Source organism: Phenylobacterium sp., assembly GCF_019636135.1.
GTDB lineage: Bacteria > Pseudomonadota > Alphaproteobacteria > Caulobacterales > Caulobacteraceae > Phenylobacterium.
Genome location: NZ_JAHBYD010000017.1, coordinates 82,112 through 99,563, shown reverse-complemented (window position 1 = coordinate 99,563; position 17,452 = coordinate 82,112). Strand labels below are relative to the sequence as shown.

Genomic DNA, 17,452 nt, shown 5'->3' with positions numbered 1-17,452 from the left:
CACGGAGCTTTCATGAACCGCACCTTCGCCCCTGCCCTCGCCGCCGTTCTGGCGCTCGCCGCCTGCGGCCCCGCCGACGCCGATAACGGCGCGGCGCCCGCCAATCCCTCCGCCGCCTCTGGACAGGACATGCCGCCCATCGCCCAGGTCGGCTTCAACGACCTGCTTCGCGATCCAGCCGCGCCCTTCATCGGCGCCGAGAACGCCGATGTGACCCTTATCGGCTTCGTCGATTACAACTGCCCCTACTGCAAGAAGATGCAGCCTGAGATCGACGGCCTGCTGAAGGCGGACCCCAAGGTGCGCGTCCTGTACAAGGACTGGCCGATCTTCGGCGACGTCTCGGAGACCGCCGCCCGGACCGCCCTCGCCGCCGCCTATCAGGGCAAGTACGAGGCCGTCCATAACGCCTTCATGCTGTCGCCGTCGCGCATCGGCGACCAGGCGGACATCACGCGTCTGGTCCAGTCGGCCGGCGTGGACATGGCGCGCCTGAATCAGGACCTGGCCGATCACCGCGCAGACATCGACGCGGTGCTGGACCGAAACGGCCGAGAAGCGGCGGCCCTGGCCCTGCAGGGCACGCCCGCCTTCATCATCAACGGCAATCTGATCCCCGGCGGCATGCCCCAGGCGCAACTCGAAGCGGTGATCGGTCGTATCCGCTCCGGACAACCGCTGCGCTGAGGCCGACCATGACCACCTTGACCCTGCTCCAGCTGAACGACCTGCACGGCTATCTCGAGCCGCATCCCGAACTGGTGCGCACCGAAGGCGGCTGGCGGTTCGAACGGCTGGGCGGGGTCGCCCGCATCGCGCGCCTCTTCGAAGAGGCGCGCGCCGAAGGTCCATGCCTGACCCTGGATAACGGCGACACCTTCCATGGCACGCGGGTCGCCGTCGCCAGCCGGGGCGAGGCCTTGGTCCCGATCATGAACGCTCTGAAGATCGACGCCATGACGGCGCACTGGGAGTTCGCCTATGGCCCGGCGGGGTTCAAGGCGTTGGCGGCGCGACTGGAGTACCCCGTCCTGGCCGCCAACGTCTTTCGCAAGGACGACGGCGCGCCGGTGTTCGACGGGCGATGGGTGTTCGAGCGCGGCGGTCTGAGGATCGGCGTGATCGGCCTGGCCTGCCCCATCATCGACAAGACGATGCCCCCTGCCTTCTCCGAAGGCGTGCGGTTTGAAATGGGTGTGGCCGAAGCCCGCGAGCAACTGCACCAGCTCCGCGAGGAAAAGGTCGATCTGGTCGTCCTGCTGTCGCACCTCGGCTTTCCGCAGGATCTCAAGCTGGCCGCCGAGACCCCGGGCATCGACGTGATCCTGAGCGGCCACACCCATAACCGCCTGCACGAGCCGGCCCGCGTCGGCGACACCCTGATCATTCAGTCCGGCTGCCACGGCGCCTATATCGGCCGGCTGGACCTGGAGATCGCAGACGGCCGCGTGTCCCTGCGCCGCCATCGGCTCATAGCCGTGGACGCCGGCCCCGAAGACGATCAAGTCGCCGGCCTGGTGGAGACGGCCCTGGCGCCCGAGCGGGAAGGTCTGGCCCGCATCGTCGGCCGCACGGCCATCCCCCTTCACCGCTACGCCATGGCCAGCGCGCCGATGGACGACGTCCTGCTGGCGGCGGCGGCGCAGGCGGCGGGCGTGGACATCGCCTTCTCCAACGGCTGGCGCTACGGCGCGCCCGTCGCGCCGGGACCGGTCACTCTGGGCGACCTCTACAATATGGCGCCGATGAACCCGCCCATCTCGCGCACGACGCTGACCGGGGCCGAGTTGAAAGCGATGCTGGAAGAGAATCTGGAGCGCACCTTCGCCGCCGATCCGTATGAGCAGATGGGCGGCTACATCAAACGCTGCCGGGGCCTCACGGCCTTTGTGAAGCTGGAGAATCCCAAGGGGCAGCGCCTCGACCGCCTACTGGTCGGGGACCGCCCTGTCGAGCCGGAGGCGGACTATCCGGTGGCCTTCGTCACCGCCCAGGGGGTGCCCGAACATTACGGGCGAGACCGCCGGACGCTCGACATCGACACTGTGGGCGCGCTTGAATCCTGGTTCGCCGACCATACGCCCGGCGAGACTGATCTGCCTGCCAGCGTCCTTGTCATCTGAAGGAACACCCTATGGACTCCGTCGCCGCCCGCGACTTCTGGAACAGCCGCTATGACCGCCAGGACTATCTGTTCGGCGAGGCGCCCAACGCCTTCCTGGCCGCTCAAGCCGAACGGCTCAAGCCCGGCATGACCGCCCTGGCCATCGCCGACGGCGAGGGACGAAACGGCGTTTGGCTCGCCGAACAGGGCCTGACTGTCACCACCACGGACATCGCCCCACGCGCGATCGAGAAGGCCCTCGCCTTGGCCGAGCGACGCGGCGTCACACTGGACGCCCGGTTGGCGGACCTCGAGACCTGGACCTGGCCGCACGACGCCTTCGACGTCGTGGTCGCCGTCTTCATTCAGTTCGCCCCGCCTCCCCTGCGCGACCGCATTTTCGAGCGTATGAAGGCGGCCGTGAAGACTGGCGGCCTGATCCTGCTGGAGGGCTATCGGCCGGAACAGATCGCCTATGGAACGGGCGGTCCGGGGCAGGTCGAGAACCTCTACACCGAGGCGCTGCTCCGCGACGCCTTCGCCGACTTCGACATCCTGCAGCTGAAAAGCCACGACAGCGACGTCTCCGAAGGCGCCGGCCATAGCGGCCGGTCCGCCCTGATCGATCTCGTCGCCCGCCGTCCCTGACCCCGACCGCCCGCACACCGGAACCCGCCATGAAGACCCTCCTAATCGCCCTGTCCCTCGCCACCTCCCTGGCGGCCTCCCCGAGCCTTGCCCAGGCTGTTTCAGGCTTCGGCGGCTTCAAGCCCCTGCCCGAGGCCGGCGAACAGCCGGATCCGTCGCGCGTCTATCGCGTCATCTTCGACGTCTCCCAGGGCGGCCCGGACGACAAGCCGCTGAAGGGGCTGGATCGCGTCGCGCGGCTGGCGAATATGCTGGCGGCGGGCGGCGTGGACGCCGACCACCGTCAGATCGTCGTCGTGCTACACGGCGCCGCCACCCCTGCGGTCCTGTCCGACGCCGCCTGGGCCGCGCGCGGCAAGGGCGACGCCAATCCCAACAGCGCCCTGATCCGCGCCCTCATCGCCGCCGGCGTCCAGGTTCGGCTGTGCGGCCAGGCCATGGCGGGGAACGGCATCGCGCAAGCCGACCTCGCACCGGGCGTGAGCGTCGATCTCGCCGCCCTGATGACGGTCATCCACTTTCAACAGGCCGGATATGCCCTGGTTGTGAACTGACGGCTCGGCATAGTCGGAACCTTCCCTCGCCATAAGAACTATTAGTTTGTGTAAGTGTGTATGTAAGTGTTCAATGGGGCGTCTGAAGGAGACATCGACATGACCGGACTGCCCCGCCTCAACGAACCCGCCCCCGACTTTCACGCCCGCACCACGCACGGGGATCGCAGCTTGGCCGATTACCGCGGCAAATGGCTGATCCTCTTCTCCCACCCGTCGGACTTCACCCCGGTCTGCACGACCGAGTTCATCGGCTTCGCCAAGCACGCGGATGAATTCGCTGCGATGAACTGCGAGCTCCTGGGGCTCTCGATCGACAGCATCTTCTCGCACCTGGCCTGGACCCGGAACATCAAGGAGAAGTTCGGCGTCGAAATCCCCTTCCCCATCATCGAGGATCTGAAGATGGAGGTGGCCCAGGCCTACGGGATGATTCACCCCGGAGCGGCCGACACCTCGGCTGTCCGCGCTACCTTCCTGATCGATCCGGAAGGCAAGCTGCGCGCCATGGTCTACTATCCCATGAGCAATGGCCGCAGCATCGAAGAGTTCGTTCGGCTGCTCACCGCGCTCCAGGCGTCCGACGCCAACGGGGTCGCGACGCCTGAGAACTGGCGCCCTGGCCAACCGGCCATCGTCCCTCCGCCCAAGACCGCCGAGGCGGCCGAGGCTCGCGCCTCCGAGGGTTACGTCTACACCGACTGGTATTTCTCGACGCGCGACCTCCCCGACGCCCCGAAAGCCGCCTGATCGGACGCTGGCCGGACCTCGCAAGCGGTCCGGCCCTTTTCTTCTCAAACCAAACGGAGCCTTCATGCAGATCATCGACCACGGCGGAGCGCGCATCGCGGCGCTCCACGACAAGAAGACCGGCAGTTGGCAATATGTCGTCTCCGACCCGGTCAGCCGCAAATGCGCGATCATCGATCCGGTCTGGGATTTCGACGAGAAGGCGGCGGCGACCTCGACCCGCAACGCCGACGCCATCCTGGACTACGTCAAGGCGGAAGGCCTGACGGTCGAATGGCTGCTGGACACCCATCCCCACGCCGACCACTTTTCGGCCGCGCCCTACCTCAAAGAGAGACTGGGTGCGCCGACCGCCATCGGCGAGAAGGTCATCGGGGTCCAACGCCTCTGGAAGGACATCTACGGCCTTGACGACGACTTCCCGGCCGACGGTCGCCAGTGGGACCGTCTCTTCAAGGCCGGTGATACGTTTGCTGTCGGCGGCCTGTCGGGGCGGGTCATCTTCTCCCCAGGCCACACCCTGGCGTCCATCACCTATGTGATCGGCGGCAACGCCTTCGTCCACGACACCCTGATGATGCCCTATGCCGGCACTTCGCGCGCCGACTTTCCGGGCGGCGACTCCAAGGCCCTCTATCGAAGCATCCAAGACATCCTGGCCCTGCCCGAGGAGACCGGCGTCTTCGTCGGCCACGACTACGGTCCCGATGGCCGCGAGCCCGCCTGCTTCAGCACCGTGAGAGAGCAGAAGGCGGACAACATCCATGTCGGCGGCGGACGCGGAGAGGCGGATTTCGTGCGGCTTCGCGACGGGCGGGATGCCACCCTGCCCTTGCCGAACCTGATGCTCTACGCGCTTCAGGTGAACATCCGCGGCGGGGTGCTGCCGCCGCCCGCGCCAGATGGGCGGGTCTATTTCAAGATCCCCGCCAATCACTTCGCCCCGCCCCAGGAGAACTCTTGATGCGTCTTTCCACCCTGGCCCTAGCCGCCCTTTTGAGCGCGACGGCCCTGGCCACCCACGCCCAGACGCCCGCCGAACCTCTTCATGTCTACGGTCCAGGCGGCCCCGCCCCCGCCATGCGCGACGCGGCGAAGGCTTATGAGGCGCGCACCGGTCGCGCCGTGGCCGTCGTCGCCGGACCTACGCCCCAATGGCTGGACCAGGCCAAGGCGGACGGCGACCTGATCTTCTCAGGCTCCGAGACGATGATGACCGACTTCGTCAGCGCTCTGGAGGGCCGCATCCGCGCCGAGGCGGTCGAGCCGCTCTATCTGCGCACCGCCTCCGTCCTCGTTCGGCCGGGAAATCCGAACGGCATCGGCGGCCTGGAGGATCTTTTCCAGCCGGGTCGCCGTGTCTTGGTCGTCAACGGTGCGGGCCAGAACGGCCTGTGGGAGGACATGGCCGGTCGCACCGGCGACATCGCCAAGGTGCGCGCGCTGCGTCGCAACATCGTCGTCTACGCCCGCAACAGCGCCGAGGCCCGACAGGCCTGGATCGACGACCCGACGCTGGACGCCTGGATCATCTGGGGCATCTGGCAGGTCGCCAATCCGGACCTCGCTGATGTGGTCGAGGTCGAAGAGCCCTATCGCATCTACCGCGACGCCGGCGCTGTTGTGACCGAGACCGGCCGCCAGGACGCCGACGCCCAGCCGTTCCTCGACTTTTTGAAGTCCGACGAGGGGGCCGCCATCTTCGCGCGTTGGGGCTGGCGGACCGGCCAACCTTAAGCCTGCCTTAAGGTGAACCCTGCCGTGTCGGCGGCATGGCCGACCGTCGCTCCTTCACCCTGAACCGCCGACACCTGCTCGCGGCGGCCGCGGCGCCGCTCTGGCTCTCGACGACCGCGCGAGCCGTATCGGCGCCCGCCGCGTTGAACATCTCCGCCCTGACCGCAGCCTTCTACGCCGCCCGCGGCGGACGCCCGGCCTGGGCGGGGCCAGCGCGCCGGCAAGCCATGGACGCCTTGGCCCTGGCGGACCGCCACGGCCTATCAGCGCCCGACGGTCTGGCCCTAAGTGAAGCCGAACTGACCCAGGCCGTCCTGACCCTGGCCGAGGCGCTCGCTCATGGCCGGGTCGACCCGGCATCCGTCGAGACCCTTTGGGAGATGGGTCGCAACCAGGTCGATACGCCGCCGCTGCTGGCGACGGCGGTCGACGACGGAACGTTGGCCGAGACGATGGCGGGCCTTGCGCCTCAGGACCGCGGCTATCAGGGCCTGTGCGACGGCTTCCTCCGCTATCGCGCCATCGCCGACCGCGGCGGCTGGCCGCCCTTCGCCCTGGGCGCGACGATCGAACCGTTTGCGTCCGACCCCCGTCTTCCCGCCCTCCTGCCGCGCCTTCGGGTGGAAGGTGATCTCAGCGACGCCGCCGCCTCCATGATCGGCCCGTCTGGCGGTGACTACGGCTCTGTTCTGCAAGAGGCCGTTCGGGCGTTCCAGGTGCGCCACGGTCTGGAGGCGGACGCCCGCATCGGCCCGGCGACCCAGCGGGCGCTGTCGATTTCGGCCGAGGCCCGCGCTCGCCAGATCGCGCTGAATCTGGAACGCCGCCGTTGGCTAAAGAGAGACGTCGCGCCGGAACGGATCGAGGTGAACACCGCCGCCTCCATCATGGTCTACTGGAAGGACGGACGCCCCGTGCATTCGATGCGGGTCGTGACGGGTGACGCCGACAATGCGACCCCCAGCCTAGAACGGCCCTTCGCCTCGGTCGTCGCCAATCCGCCCTGGACGGTGCCGACTTCCATCGCCCAGCGCGAGATCCTGCCGCGTGGCGCCGCCTATATGCGGGCGAACAACATGACGATCCAGAACGGCATGGTGGTTCAGCGCGCCGGCCCGAACGCCGCCCTGGGCCAGGTCAAGTTCGAGCTTCAGGACAGCTACGCCATCTTCCTGCACGACACCCCGTCGCGGGGCGCGTTCAATCAAAGCTTCCGCCATCTCAGTCACGGCTGCGTGCGCGTGCAGGACGCGGTCGGCTTCGCCCGCCTTCTGCTGGCGCCGGACCCCGAAAGGCTCGCCCGCTTCGACGCCGCGCTGGACAGCGGCCAGACCGTCCGGGTGGCGACCGGTCGGCCGATCGACGTGCGCCTGCTGTACTGGACCGCCTTCCTGGACGGCCAGGGCCGCGTCGCCTTTCGCGATGACATCTATCGTCGCGACACCCGTCTGGCGGAGGCGTTGGGTATCGCCCTGCACCTGCCGCGGCCCGACGACCGGCGCGCCGATGCGGACGACGTCGGCCCATGACGGTTATTCGGTCGTGCGGCCGTCGAAATGCTCGTGGTCGGCGGAGGCCTCTTCCACCGTGGCGTGAACCGTACCGTCGCGATGCTCGGGCGGACCATAAAGGGTGTAGAGCCGAAGCGGTTCGGACCCCGTGCTGACCACATTGTGGCGAGCACCCTGAGGGACGATGACCCCGTCGTCCGCCTTCACGGCATGACGAACGCCGTCGATCCAGATTTCGCCCTCGCCCGCCTCGATGCGGAAGAACTGGTCGCGGTCGTCGTGGACCTCTTCGCCGATCTCCTGGCCGTGCGGAATGGCCATGAGGACGAGCTGCAGATTGTGGCCGGTGTAGAGAACGCGGCGAAAGTCTGTGTTCTCTTCCGTCAGACGTTCGATATTGTCGATGAAGCCCTTCACGAGAGTCTCCTGTGCGGGTTGGCCGTCAGCGCCTTACGACGGCGGTGATGCGGGCGAATTGCGCCGTGTCGCCGCGCGCCGGCGTCGATGTGCGGGGCGCCGGGGCGGCGGCTCGCGCGCCGACCGCCTTCGCATCGCCGCAGAAGATTTCGTAGAGCATGCCCATGACCGCCTGGGCCCGGTCGTCGGCGATCGAATAGAAGATCGAGCGGGACTGACGGCGGGTCTTGACCAGGCCATACTGGCGCAGCTCAGCCAGTTGTTGGGATAGCGCCGGCTGCTTGATGCCGAGGTCCGCCTCGAGCTGGCCCACCGAGCGCTCCTCTTCGGCGATGTGACACAGGATCAGCAGCCGGTTGGCGTTGGCCAGCTGGCGTAACAGCTCTGCGGCCTCCGGCGCCTTTTCCTTCAACCGCTCCATGGCGGCCGCTTGATCGTCGGTCATGCGCGGCGCTCGCGATAGTACCAGGGCGCATCGCCGTCACCGTCGGCGATGGCGGCGTCCAGGGTGGTGGCGGCCGGCTCCAGCAGAGCGTCACCGGGCATCCAGCCCGCCGGCGTGGAGGCCGCCTCACGGTCAGAAGTCTGCAAGGCGGTGACGAGACGCAGCAGCTCATCAACCGAGCGGCCGATGTTCATCGGATACCAGCTGATGGCGCGCACCACGCCGTCGGGGTCGATCACGAAGGTGGCGCGCACCGTCGCGCTGTCGCTCGAGCCGGCGTCCACCATGCCGAAGGCGTGGCCGATGGCCATGGAGGGATCCTCGATGATCGGGAACGGCACCTTCACGCCGAAGCGGCGGTAAATGTCCTTCAGCCAGGCCAGGTGCGAATACAGACTGTCCACCGACAGGGCCATCAGATCGCAGTCGATCGCCGCGAAGGCGTCGGCCTGCCGGGCCAGGGCCACGAATTCGCTGGTGCAGACCGGCGTGAAATCCGCCGGATGCGAGAACAGCACCAGCCAGCGTCCACGGTAGTCGCTGAGGCGCTTTTCGCCCTGGGTCGTGCGCGCGGTGAAATCCGGCGCTGTGTCGTTGATGCGCAGGGCGCGCATTGCGGGGGGATAGACGGCTGGCCCGGTGTCGATCGTTTCCATAGCCGCAAGCTAAGCGCTTCCCATCGTTTCCGCTACATTAAAATACATACTTGCCCGAACTATGAATGTGTATATGTGTTGAGTCACCGAAACGGAGACACGCCATGTCCTCGACCACCCCCGATCCCGCCCGCGACCACGCCGCCGACCTCGTGCGCGCTGCGCTTGCCGATCCCGCTCAACGGCCCTTGGTCAAATCATTCTTTGACGAGGCCACCTTCACCGTCAGCCATGTCGTGCGCGATCCTGGCTCCAACGTCTGCGCCATCATCGACAGCGTGCTGGACTACGATGCGGCGTCCGGCCGCACCGCCCACGCCTCGGCCGACGCCCTCATTGATTACGTGAAATCCGAAGGTCTCACGGTCCAGTGGCTGCTGGAGACCCACGCCCATGCCGATCACCTGTCGGCGGCGCCCTATCTTCAGGAAAAGCTCGGCGGTCAGCTGGCCATCGGCCACGAAATCCTCACCGTCCAGGCCGTCTTCGGCAAGATCTTCAACGAGGGGACCGACTTCCGCCGCGACGGCAGCCAGTTCGACCATCTGTTCAACGACGGCGACCGGTTCGAGATCGGCGGGCTGAAGGCAACGGTGCTGCATGTGCCCGGCCACACCCCGGCCTGTCTGGCCTATGTCATCGGCGACGCTGTCTTTCCCGGCGACACCATGTTCATGCCCGACTACGGCACGGCGCGCTGCGACTTCCCCGGCGGCGACGCCGGGACCCTGTATCGCTCGATCCATCGCCTGACCTCCCTGCCGGACGAGGCGCGGGTCTTCCTGTGCCACGACTACAAGGCGCCGCCGGGCCGGACCGAGTTCGCCTGGGAGACCACCATCGGCGCCCAGCGCACCGGCAACATCCATATCCGCGATGGCGTCAGCGAGGATGAGTTCGTGGCCATGCGCACCCAGCGCGACGCCACCCTGCCCATGCCCAAACTGATCCTGCCGTCGGTCCAGGTGAACATGAACGGCGGCCGCCCGCCCGAACCCGAGGACAATGGGGTGCGCTACCTCAAGGTCCCGCTGAACGCGCTGTGAGGCGATCTCCCCATGCTTGAGCCCATCCCCTTCGTCTGGCCGCTGGCCGGCGGCCTGCTGGTCGGCCTGTCCGCCGGCCTTTACCTGTTGCTGAACGGGCGCGTGGCCGGGATCTCCGGCCTGACCGCCGCGGCGACCGGCCTGTCGAAAGGCGCGCCGCGCACCCTGGGCCTGCTTTTTATCGCCGGCTTGCTGGGCGGCGCGGCGCTGGCCTCGGCGCTGATCCGCAGGCCCGAGGTGCAGATCACCTCGGACATCTGGCTGCTGGTGCTCGGCGGACTGATCGTCGGCTTCGGCACCCGCTGGGGCTCGGGCTGCACCAGCGGCCACGGCGTCTGCGGCCTGGCCCGCCTGTCGCCCCGCTCCATCGTCGCCACCGTGGTCTTCATGGTGGTCGCGGCCCTGACCGTCTTTGTCACCCGTCACCTGCTGGGAGACCTGGCATGAACCGGCTGATCGTCGCCGTTCTGTGCGGCCTGCTGTTCGGCGCCGGCATGGTGGTGTCCGACATGATCAATCCGGCCCGCGTCCTGGCCTTCCTGGATGTGACGGGCGCCTGGGACCCCTCGCTGGCCTTCGTCATGGGCGGGGCGCTGATCCCCTCCGCCATCGCCTATCTGATCCGCCGTCGCATGGAGACGCCGGTCGCGGCCGAGACCTTTCACGTCCCCGAGAGCCGGACCATCGACACCCCTCTGGTCGGCGGGGCCGTCCTGTTCGGCCTGGGGTGGGGGCTGGTCGGTCTGTGCCCCGGCCCGGCGCTGGCGGCCCTGACGACCGGCGCCTGGCAGGCCTTCGTCTTCGTCGGCGCCCTCGTGGCCGGCATGGCGCTGTTCCGCCTGACGCTCGACCGAAACGCCTGAACCAGAAAAGACCCTAGGGAGACAAAGCCATGGATATCCGCCCCCTGGACGAGGCCCTGTCCGCCTCGCCCCAGATCGCCCCGGAAGACCTGCCCGCCATCGCGGCCCAGGGTTTCCGGTCGGTGATCTCCAACCGACCCGACGGCGAGGAGCCCGGCCAGCCCAGCGCCGAAGATCTGCGCCAGGCCGCCGAGGCTGCGGGACTGGCTTTCGCCCATGTCCCCGTGGTCGGCGGCGCCATCTCCGACCAAGACGTGGCGGATTTCAACAAGGCTCTGGCCGACCTGCCCAAGCCGGTTTTCGGTTTCTGCCGCACCGGCACGCGCACCACCACCCTGTGGGCGCTGGCGAACGCCGGCTCGGAGAGCCCCGATCATCTGATCGCCCGCGCCAAGAGCGCCGGCTACGACCTCGGCGCCCTGCGCGCCCGTCTTGAAGGAGCCGCGTCATGAGCGCCCAATATGCCCCCCTGGAGTCCTGCGACGTCCTGATCGTCGGCGGCGGATCCGCCGGCATCGCCACGGCCGCCAGCCTCCTGCGCCGCCGCCCAGGCCTCGACGTTCGCATCGTGGAGCCGTCCGAACATCACTACTATCAGCCCGGCTGGACCATGGTCGGCGCCGGCGTCTTCACGCCCGAGCGGACCCGGCGCCGCACCGAGGACCTGATCCCCCAAGGCGCCCAGTGGGTGCGGGGTTCGGTCGCGGCTTTCGACCCCATCCACGATCGCGTCGAACTGACCGACGGCCGCTGGATCGGCTATCGCATGTTGGTCGCGGCGCCGGGACTGAAGCTGGACTGGGGCGCCATTCCGGGCCTGGCGGAAACGCTCGGGCGCAACAACGTCACCTCCAACTACGGCTATGAGACCGCGCCCTACACCTGGAAGCTGGTCCAGGCGATGCAGAGCGGCCGGGCGATCTTCACCCAGCCGCCCATGCCGATCAAATGCGCCGGCGCCCCGCAAAAGGCCATGTATCTGTCGGCCGATCACTGGCGCGACCACGGCCGAAACGACATCGAGATCGAATTCCACAACGCCGGGCCGGTCTTATTCGGGGTCAAGGACTACGTCCCGGCCCTGATGGAATATGTCCGCAAATACCGCATCGACCTGAACTTCGGATCGAAGCTGGTCGCGGTGGATGGTCCTGCCAGGACGGCGACCTTCGCCGTGACGAACGCGGACGGCGAAGTCAGTCAGGTTCGGCGCGAGTTCGACTTCCTGCACGTCTGCCCGCCGCAGACCGCGCCGGACTTCATTCGCGAAAGTCCGCTGGCCGCCGAAAGCGGCTGGATCGAGGTGGATGACGCCACCTTGCGTCACAAGCGGTTCGAAAACGTCTTCGGTCTGGGCGACGCCTGTTCGGCGCCCAACGCCAAGACCGCTGCGGCCGCCCGCAAACAGGCGCCCGTGGTGGCCGAGAACATCCTGTCGCTGCTGGACGGCCAGCCGATGCGGGCGGTCTATGACGGCTATGGCTCATGTCCGCTCACGGTCGAGCGCGGCAAGATCGTGCTGGCCGAGTTCGGCTATGGCGGCAAGCTCCTGCCCAGCTTCCCGAAATGGATGCTCGACGGCACGAAGCCGACACGTCTGGCCTGGCATCTGAAGGCCCAGGCCCTGCCCGAAATCTACTGGCTTGGGATGTTGCGCGGTCGCGAATGGCTGGCCGGCCCCCACCACATCGAACCCGCCCCCCAGCTTCGCCCTGCTGTCGCCTGAGCCTGATCATGGACCTGTCTCCGCTGCAGTACGGCCTCGGCGCCGGCGCCGGCTCGCTCGTCGGCTTCACCCTGGGCCTGGTCGGCGGCGGCGGGTCCATCCTGGCCGTGCCGCTGATCGTCTATCTGGTGGGGATCAAGGATCCGCATCTGGCGATCGGCACCAGCGCCTTCGCCGTGGCCGCCAACGCCTTCGCCAATGTGATCAATCATGCCCGCCACGGCACGGTGAAATGGAAGATCGCCAGTCTGTTCGCGGTCGCCGGGGTGCTCGGCGCCTTTCTGGGTTCGAGCCTGGGTAAGGCCGTGGACGGGCAGAAGCTGCTGGCCCTGTTCGCCGTCCTGATGCTGGTCGTGGGCGTACTGATGTTGCGGGGCCGTTCCGCCGGCGGCGACCCGAACGTTCAGCTTGATCGCCGCAATGCACCCAAGCTCGTCGCCACAGGCCTGGCCACGGGCGTGATGTCGGGCTTCTTCGGCATCGGCGGCGGCTTCCTGATCGTGCCCAGCCTGATGGTCTCGACCCGGATGCCGATCTACTATGCCGTCGGCTCGTCGCTGGTCGGCGTCACCGCCTTCGGCCTGACCACGGCCTTCAACTACGCCCTGGACGGCTGGGTCGACTGGCCCCTGGCGGCGGTGTTCATTGGCGGCGGCGTACTGGGCGGTTTGGTCGGCGCGCGATTGGCCAAAGCCCTGTCGGGACAAAAAGGCGTCTTGAACACCGTCTTCGCCGGGCTGATCTTCGTCGTCGCCTTCTATATGCTTTACCGCAGCGCCGGCGCGCTCGGCCTGATTGGTTGAGACATCACCATGGACTTTGACGCCCTGATCCTGGCGCGGATGCAGTTCGCCTTCACCGTCGCCTTCCACATCGTCTTCCCGGCCTTCTCCATCGGCCTGGCCAGCTATCTGGCCGTACTGGAGGCCCTGTGGCTGAAGACGGGGCGCGAGCTCTATCTGAACCTGTTCAAATACTGGCTGAAGATCTTCGCCGTCGCCTTCGGCATGGGCGTCGTCTCGGGTCTGGTGATGTCCTATCAGTTCGGCACCAACTGGTCGGTCTTCTCCGACAAGGCCGGACCCGTCATCGGCCCCCTGATGGCCTATGAGGTGCTCAGCGCCTTCTTCCTCGAGGCCGGCTTCCTGGGCGTGATGCTGTTCGGCCTGAACCGGGTCGGCAAGAAGCTGCACTTCCTGGCCACCCTGATGGTCGCCATCGGCACCTTCGCCTCGGCCTTCTGGATCCTGTCGGTCAACAGCTGGATGCAGACGCCACAAGGCTACGCCATCAACGAGGTGGGGCAGTTCATCCCGGCCGACTGGTTCAAGATCGTCTTCAACCCGTCCTTCCCCTATCGCCTCGCCCACATGCTGCTGGCGGCCTATCTGACGACCGGTCTGGTGGTCGGCGCGGTCGGCGCCTGGCACCTGATGAAGGAGCGGACCAACAAGGGCGCGCGCAAGATGTTCGCCATGGCCATGGGCATGATCCTGGTCGCCGCTCCGGTGCAGATCTTCATTGGCGATATGCACGGGTTGAACACCCTGGAGCACCAGCCCGCCAAGGTCATGGCGATGGAAGGCCACTTCGAAAGCCACCCGGACGGGGCGCCGCTGATCCTGTTCGGCCTGCCCGATCGCGAGGCCGCCACCGTCCATGGCGCGGTCGAGGTTCCGAAGCTGTCGTCCCTGATCCTGAAGCACGATCCGAACGCTCCGCTGGCCGGTCTCGACACCATCGCCCGCGCCGACTGGCCTCCGGTGGAGATCGTCTTCTGGTCCTTCCGCGTCATGGTGGGATTAGGCATGGCCATGCTGCTGCTGGGGCTGTGGGGGCTGTACGCCCGGCTCCGCAAACGCCTTTACGACGCCCCCTGGCTGCACCGCTTCGCCCTGATCATGGGACCGATGGGGTTCGTCGCCGTGCTGGCGGGCTGGATCACCACGGAGGTCGGGCGCCAACCCTGGACCGTCTATGGCCTGCTGCGCACCGCCGACAGCGCAGCGCCCCTGGCGGCGCCCGCCGTTGCCAGCTCCCTCGCCGCTTTCGCCGTGGTCTATTTCACGGTCTTCGGCGCCGGGGTCTTCTACATCCTGCGTCTGATGAGCCACGCGCCTCATCGCGGCGAGCCGGGCGTGGCGGAAACCCCGATCCGCACGGCGGGCATCACCCCCGCCCCCGCCATCGACCCCGACCGTCCCATCCCGACCGGCGAGGAGACCGATCATGAGCGTTGATCTGACCCTGGTCTGGGCCGGCCTGCTGGCCTTCGCCGTCTTCGCCTATATCGTCATGGACGGGTTTGACCTGGGCGTCGGCATCCTGTTCCCGACGCTGAAGGCCGGCGATCAGCGCGACAAGGCGATGAACTCGATCGCCCCGGTGTGGGACGGCAACGAGACCTGGCTGATCCTGGGCGGCGGCGGCCTGTTCGCCGCCTTTCCCCTCGCCTACGCCGTGTTGATGCCGGCGGTCTATACGCCGATCATCGCCATGTTGCTGGGGCTGGTCTTCCGCGGCGTCGCCTTTGAATACCGCTGGCGCACGGTGCGGGCCAAGCCCGTCTGGGACGTCGCCTTCTTCGGCGGCTCCCTGCTGGCCGCCTTCTCCCAGGGCGTCACCCTGGGGGCCATCCTGCAGGGGGTCGAGGTGTCCGGCCGCGCCTACGGCGGCGGCTGGTGGGACTGGCTCAGCCCCTTCAGCCTGCTGACCGGCGCCGCCGTCGTCGTCGGCTACGCCCTTCTGGGCGCCACTTGGCTGAACATGAAGACGGAAGGCGCGCTTCAGGCCCACGCCCGCGCCCAGGCCTGGAAGCTCGGTCCGGCGACCCTGCTGATGATCGGCGCCGTCAGCCTGGCCACGCCCTTCCTCGACGGCGAATACGCCCGCCGTTGGTTCGACTGGCCCGGCGTGCTTCTGACGGCCCAGGTGCCGTTGCTCGTTCTGATCGTCGCGGCCGCCTTCTTCTGGACCATGCGTCAGAAGCGTGAGGTCTGGCCCTTCCTGCTGTCGCTCGGCCTGTTCGCCGTGACCTTCGCAGGGCTGGGTGTGAGCGTCTTCCCCTACGCCGTGCCCGACGAGATCACCCTGTGGCAGGCCGCAGCTCCCGCCTCCAGCCAGTTGTTCATGCTGGTGGGCGCCCTGATCCTGATCCCGATCATCCTGGCCTACACCGCCTATGCCTACTGGGTGTTCCGCGGCAAGGTCGGCGACGACGGTTACCACTGATGCGTCGCGGCTCCACAAACGGGCTCCGGCAGGGCCTCTGGTTCGTCGCGCTCTGGGCGCTGGGCGTGGGCGTCCTGGGCATCGTCGCCTATCTTCTGCGCGGCGTTCTCAAGCTGGCCGGGGGGTGAGCCCGCAGGCGCCGAACCGCTGGCCCTGGCCGCCGCTCATCACGGGCGGCGCCATCCTTGTCGCGCTCATCATGGCGCGTCTATGGGCCCCGCCCGCCCTCTCCACAGGCGCCTTCGCCGCTGGCGGCCTCCTGGTCGGGCTCGCCCTTGGTTTGGACCTCTGGGCCATGCTGGAGATGCGGCGGCGGCGCGCCAACATCCTGCCGCACCGGGCGGCGACCGCTCTGGTCACGACCGGTCCGTTCGCCTGGAGCCGCAACCCGATCTATCTCGCTAACGGCCTGCTGCTGCTCGGCCTCGGCGGCCTGTTCGACAACGCCTGGTTCTTCGTGGCCGCCCCCGTCGCCGCCTTCGCCACCGACCGCCTCGCCATCCGGCGCGAGGAACGACACCTGGCGGCCCTCTTCGGCGCGGCGTGGTCCGTGTACGTCGGCCGGGTGCGCCGCTGGCTGGGCCGGCGGATGACGTCGTGATCCCCTTTCGCCCGGCCCACAGACGCCTCCTATCCCGTCGCTTCGTCACTACCGTGAGGTTACGGGGCGCGGCATGTGAACCAAGCAGCTATGCTCCGCTCATTACTCCGCAATCATCTCGTCAGGGGCCGCCTTATGACTGCCCCTCACTCCCACTCGATTGCTCTAAGCTGGACAAAATTATGAATTAGTTGGTTTTTTCGCGGCTCGTCTACTTTAACACCGGCTCGCCGCCCGACTGTTCGGTTTGGTTTTGAAAACATTGGATAAATAGACCGATGTAAAAACCGCGTGATCGCGCAATCTTTCGAGACGTATTGACAATCTCAAATTCGAATTAACGATCGATTCTTGCGCATTCACTTGCCGCCGCTAGACTAGCATGAGCAGAACCTACATCGCCATCGCTGACGCCGGCAGAGCGTAGTCCATAACCAGCATCCAGATCGCCATGGCGATCATCATCAGGTTCTCGGTCAGGGATAGGAAGCCAAGCGGCACATTGCTGTCTCCACCGACGCAGGCGCATTTCAGTTCGCGCTTGTCGATGTAGACGGCCTTGAAGACCGAGGCCGCGCCAATGCCGCCGATGAACAGGGCCACCGGGACCGATAACCAGGTCAGGACGCCCGCGACCATCAACGCGCCTGCCCCGAACTCGGCGAACGGATAGACCTTGCCGTACGGCACCCACCGCTTGGCCAGCAGGTCGTAGTTCAGGAACATGGATGAGAAGCTCTCGATGTTCTGGAGCTTCAGCATGGCCAGGGCCATCATCGACAGGGCGATAAACCACTCCCCTGCCCGCACGGTGAACGGCGTGCCAAGAATCGTCAGGCTGAGCATCGTCGCCATCACGGCCGTGGTCAGGAAGACGACGAGGACCGGCGTGTAGGTGGTCGCCTTGGGATCGCGGACCTTGAGACCGAGATAGCGGCGCAGGTCGTCGTGGCCGCCGACACGCTGGCCGTCGATGAAGACCTGAGGCGTGGTCTTGACGCCGTGCTCGGCCTTGAAGGCGTCGGTCTGCTCGCGAGTGGTGAGCCAGTGGTCCTCGACCTTGTAGCCCCGGCTCTTGAGCAGATGCCGGGCCTTGAGCCCCCACGGACAGGTGTGGTCAGGCATCACCATCCGATAGATGACAGCGGTCTTGGTCATTGCAG

At 67.2% G+C, this 17,452-nt stretch carries 22 protein-coding genes; 18 read left to right on the top strand and 4 right to left on the bottom strand.

Annotated elements, in window-relative coordinates:
• Positions 1–12 precede the first annotated feature (12 nt).
• The 8 genes from KF737_RS13445 (at position 13) to KF737_RS13410 (ending at position 7,322) form a co-directional block, all read left to right on the top strand.
• Complete coding sequence (locus KF737_RS13445) at positions 13–687, top strand: DsbA family protein (RefSeq protein ID WP_137721924.1); 675 nt, start codon at positions 13–15, stop codon at positions 685–687.
• Positions 688–695: 8 nt separating this feature from the next.
• The gene (locus KF737_RS13440) at positions 696–2,123 is read left to right on the top strand and encodes a bifunctional metallophosphatase/5'-nucleotidase (protein ID WP_296455448.1); all 1,428 of its coding nucleotides are present in this window, start codon (positions 696–698) and stop codon (positions 2,121–2,123) included.
• Between the two features lie 11 nt (positions 2,124–2,134).
• Positions 2,135–2,752: a cyclopropane-fatty-acyl-phospholipid synthase family protein gene (locus KF737_RS13435; protein ID WP_137721926.1), complete on the top strand. Its 618-nt coding sequence runs from the start codon at positions 2,135–2,137 to the stop codon at positions 2,750–2,752.
• Positions 2,753–2,781: 29 nt separating this feature from the next.
• The gene (locus KF737_RS13430) at positions 2,782–3,306 is read left to right on the top strand and encodes a DsrE family protein (RefSeq protein WP_137721927.1); all 525 of its coding nucleotides are present in this window, start codon (positions 2,782–2,784) and stop codon (positions 3,304–3,306) included.
• A gap of 99 nt (positions 3,307–3,405) precedes the next feature.
• The gene (locus KF737_RS13425; RefSeq protein ID WP_119412811.1) at positions 3,406–4,056 is read left to right on the top strand and encodes a peroxiredoxin; all 651 of its coding nucleotides are present in this window, start codon (positions 3,406–3,408) and stop codon (positions 4,054–4,056) included.
• Between the two features lie 64 nt (positions 4,057–4,120).
• A complete protein-coding gene (locus KF737_RS13420; RefSeq protein WP_137721928.1) occupies positions 4,121–5,020 on the top strand; it encodes an MBL fold metallo-hydrolase in 900 nt (299 codons plus the stop codon).
• Complete coding sequence (locus KF737_RS13415; RefSeq protein ID WP_137721929.1) at positions 5,020–5,793, top strand: substrate-binding domain-containing protein; 774 nt, start codon at positions 5,020–5,022, stop codon at positions 5,791–5,793. The genes KF737_RS13420 and KF737_RS13415 overlap by 1 nt, the downstream gene beginning before the upstream one ends.
• A gap of 35 nt (positions 5,794–5,828) precedes the next feature.
• Positions 5,829–7,322: a L,D-transpeptidase family protein gene (locus KF737_RS13410; protein ID WP_137721930.1), complete on the top strand. Its 1,494-nt coding sequence runs from the start codon at positions 5,829–5,831 to the stop codon at positions 7,320–7,322.
• A gap of 3 nt (positions 7,323–7,325) precedes the next feature.
• On the opposite strand, the gene KF737_RS13405 is transcribed toward KF737_RS13410, so the two are convergent.
• The 3 genes from KF737_RS13405 to KF737_RS13395 are packed head-to-tail and all read right to left on the bottom strand — an operon-like array spanning position 7,326 to position 8,822.
• Positions 7,326–7,721: a cupin domain-containing protein gene (locus KF737_RS13405; protein ID WP_035308666.1), complete on the bottom strand. Its 396-nt coding sequence runs from the start codon at positions 7,719–7,721 to the stop codon at positions 7,326–7,328.
• 25 nt (positions 7,722–7,746) lie between these two features.
• Positions 7,747–8,166, bottom strand: coding sequence for a metalloregulator ArsR/SmtB family transcription factor (locus KF737_RS13400; protein WP_296455430.1), 420 nt, complete (start codon positions 8,164–8,166; stop codon positions 7,747–7,749).
• On the bottom strand, positions 8,163–8,822 hold the full coding sequence (locus tag KF737_RS13395) for a peroxiredoxin (protein ID WP_296455427.1): 660 nt from the start codon (positions 8,820–8,822) through the stop codon (positions 8,163–8,165). The genes KF737_RS13400 and KF737_RS13395 overlap by 4 nt, the downstream gene beginning before the upstream one ends.
• Before the next feature lie 104 nt (positions 8,823–8,926).
• Here KF737_RS13395 and KF737_RS13390 point away from each other — a divergent pair, with 104 nt between their 5' ends.
• The 10 genes from KF737_RS13390 to KF737_RS13345 are packed head-to-tail and all read left to right on the top strand — an operon-like array spanning position 8,927 to position 16,289.
• Positions 8,927–9,868, top strand: a complete 942-nt coding sequence (locus tag KF737_RS13390; protein WP_296455424.1) for an MBL fold metallo-hydrolase — start codon at positions 8,927–8,929, stop codon at positions 9,866–9,868.
• 12 nt (positions 9,869–9,880) lie between these two features.
• Positions 9,881–10,315 carry a YeeE/YedE thiosulfate transporter family protein gene (locus tag KF737_RS13385; RefSeq protein WP_296455421.1) on the top strand — a complete coding sequence of 145 codons (435 nt, stop codon included), beginning with the start codon at positions 9,881–9,883 and terminating at the stop codon, positions 10,313–10,315.
• Positions 10,312–10,731, top strand: coding sequence for a DUF6691 family protein (locus KF737_RS13380; RefSeq protein WP_008259144.1), 420 nt, complete (start codon positions 10,312–10,314; stop codon positions 10,729–10,731). The genes KF737_RS13385 and KF737_RS13380 overlap by 4 nt, the downstream gene beginning before the upstream one ends.
• A 29-nt stretch (positions 10,732–10,760) precedes the next feature.
• A complete protein-coding gene (locus KF737_RS13375; RefSeq protein ID WP_296455417.1) occupies positions 10,761–11,183 on the top strand; it encodes a TIGR01244 family sulfur transferase in 423 nt (140 codons plus the stop codon).
• The gene (locus KF737_RS13370) at positions 11,180–12,457 is read left to right on the top strand and encodes an FAD/NAD(P)-binding oxidoreductase (RefSeq protein WP_296455414.1); all 1,278 of its coding nucleotides are present in this window, start codon (positions 11,180–11,182) and stop codon (positions 12,455–12,457) included. Before KF737_RS13375 ends, KF737_RS13370 begins: the two co-directional genes overlap by 4 nt.
• An 8-nt stretch (positions 12,458–12,465) precedes the next feature.
• A complete protein-coding gene (locus KF737_RS13365) occupies positions 12,466–13,260 on the top strand; it encodes a sulfite exporter TauE/SafE family protein (RefSeq protein WP_296455411.1) in 795 nt (264 codons plus the stop codon).
• A 3-nt stretch (positions 13,261–13,263) separates the two neighbouring features.
• Positions 13,264–14,697 carry a cytochrome ubiquinol oxidase subunit I gene (locus KF737_RS13360; RefSeq protein ID WP_367273229.1) on the top strand — a complete coding sequence of 478 codons (1,434 nt, stop codon included), beginning with the start codon at positions 13,264–13,266 and terminating at the stop codon, positions 14,695–14,697.
• Positions 14,687–15,688, top strand: a complete 1,002-nt coding sequence (cydB, locus tag KF737_RS13355; protein WP_205682545.1) for a cytochrome d ubiquinol oxidase subunit II — start codon at positions 14,687–14,689, stop codon at positions 15,686–15,688. Before KF737_RS13360 ends, cydB begins: the two co-directional genes overlap by 11 nt.
• Positions 15,688–15,816, top strand: a complete 129-nt coding sequence (locus KF737_RS13350; protein WP_137721941.1) for a DUF2474 family protein — start codon at positions 15,688–15,690, stop codon at positions 15,814–15,816. Before cydB ends, KF737_RS13350 begins: the two co-directional genes overlap by 1 nt.
• On the top strand, positions 15,813–16,289 hold the full coding sequence (locus KF737_RS13345; RefSeq protein ID WP_137721942.1) for an isoprenylcysteine carboxylmethyltransferase family protein: 477 nt from the start codon (positions 15,813–15,815) through the stop codon (positions 16,287–16,289). The genes KF737_RS13350 and KF737_RS13345 overlap by 4 nt, the downstream gene beginning before the upstream one ends.
• A gap of 393 nt (positions 16,290–16,682) precedes the next feature.
• On the opposite strand, the gene KF737_RS13340 is transcribed toward KF737_RS13345, so the two are convergent.
• Positions 16,683–17,447, bottom strand: a complete 765-nt coding sequence (locus KF737_RS13340) for a glutaredoxin family protein (protein ID WP_296455402.1) — start codon at positions 17,445–17,447, stop codon at positions 16,683–16,685.
• Positions 17,448–17,452 lie beyond the last annotated feature (5 nt).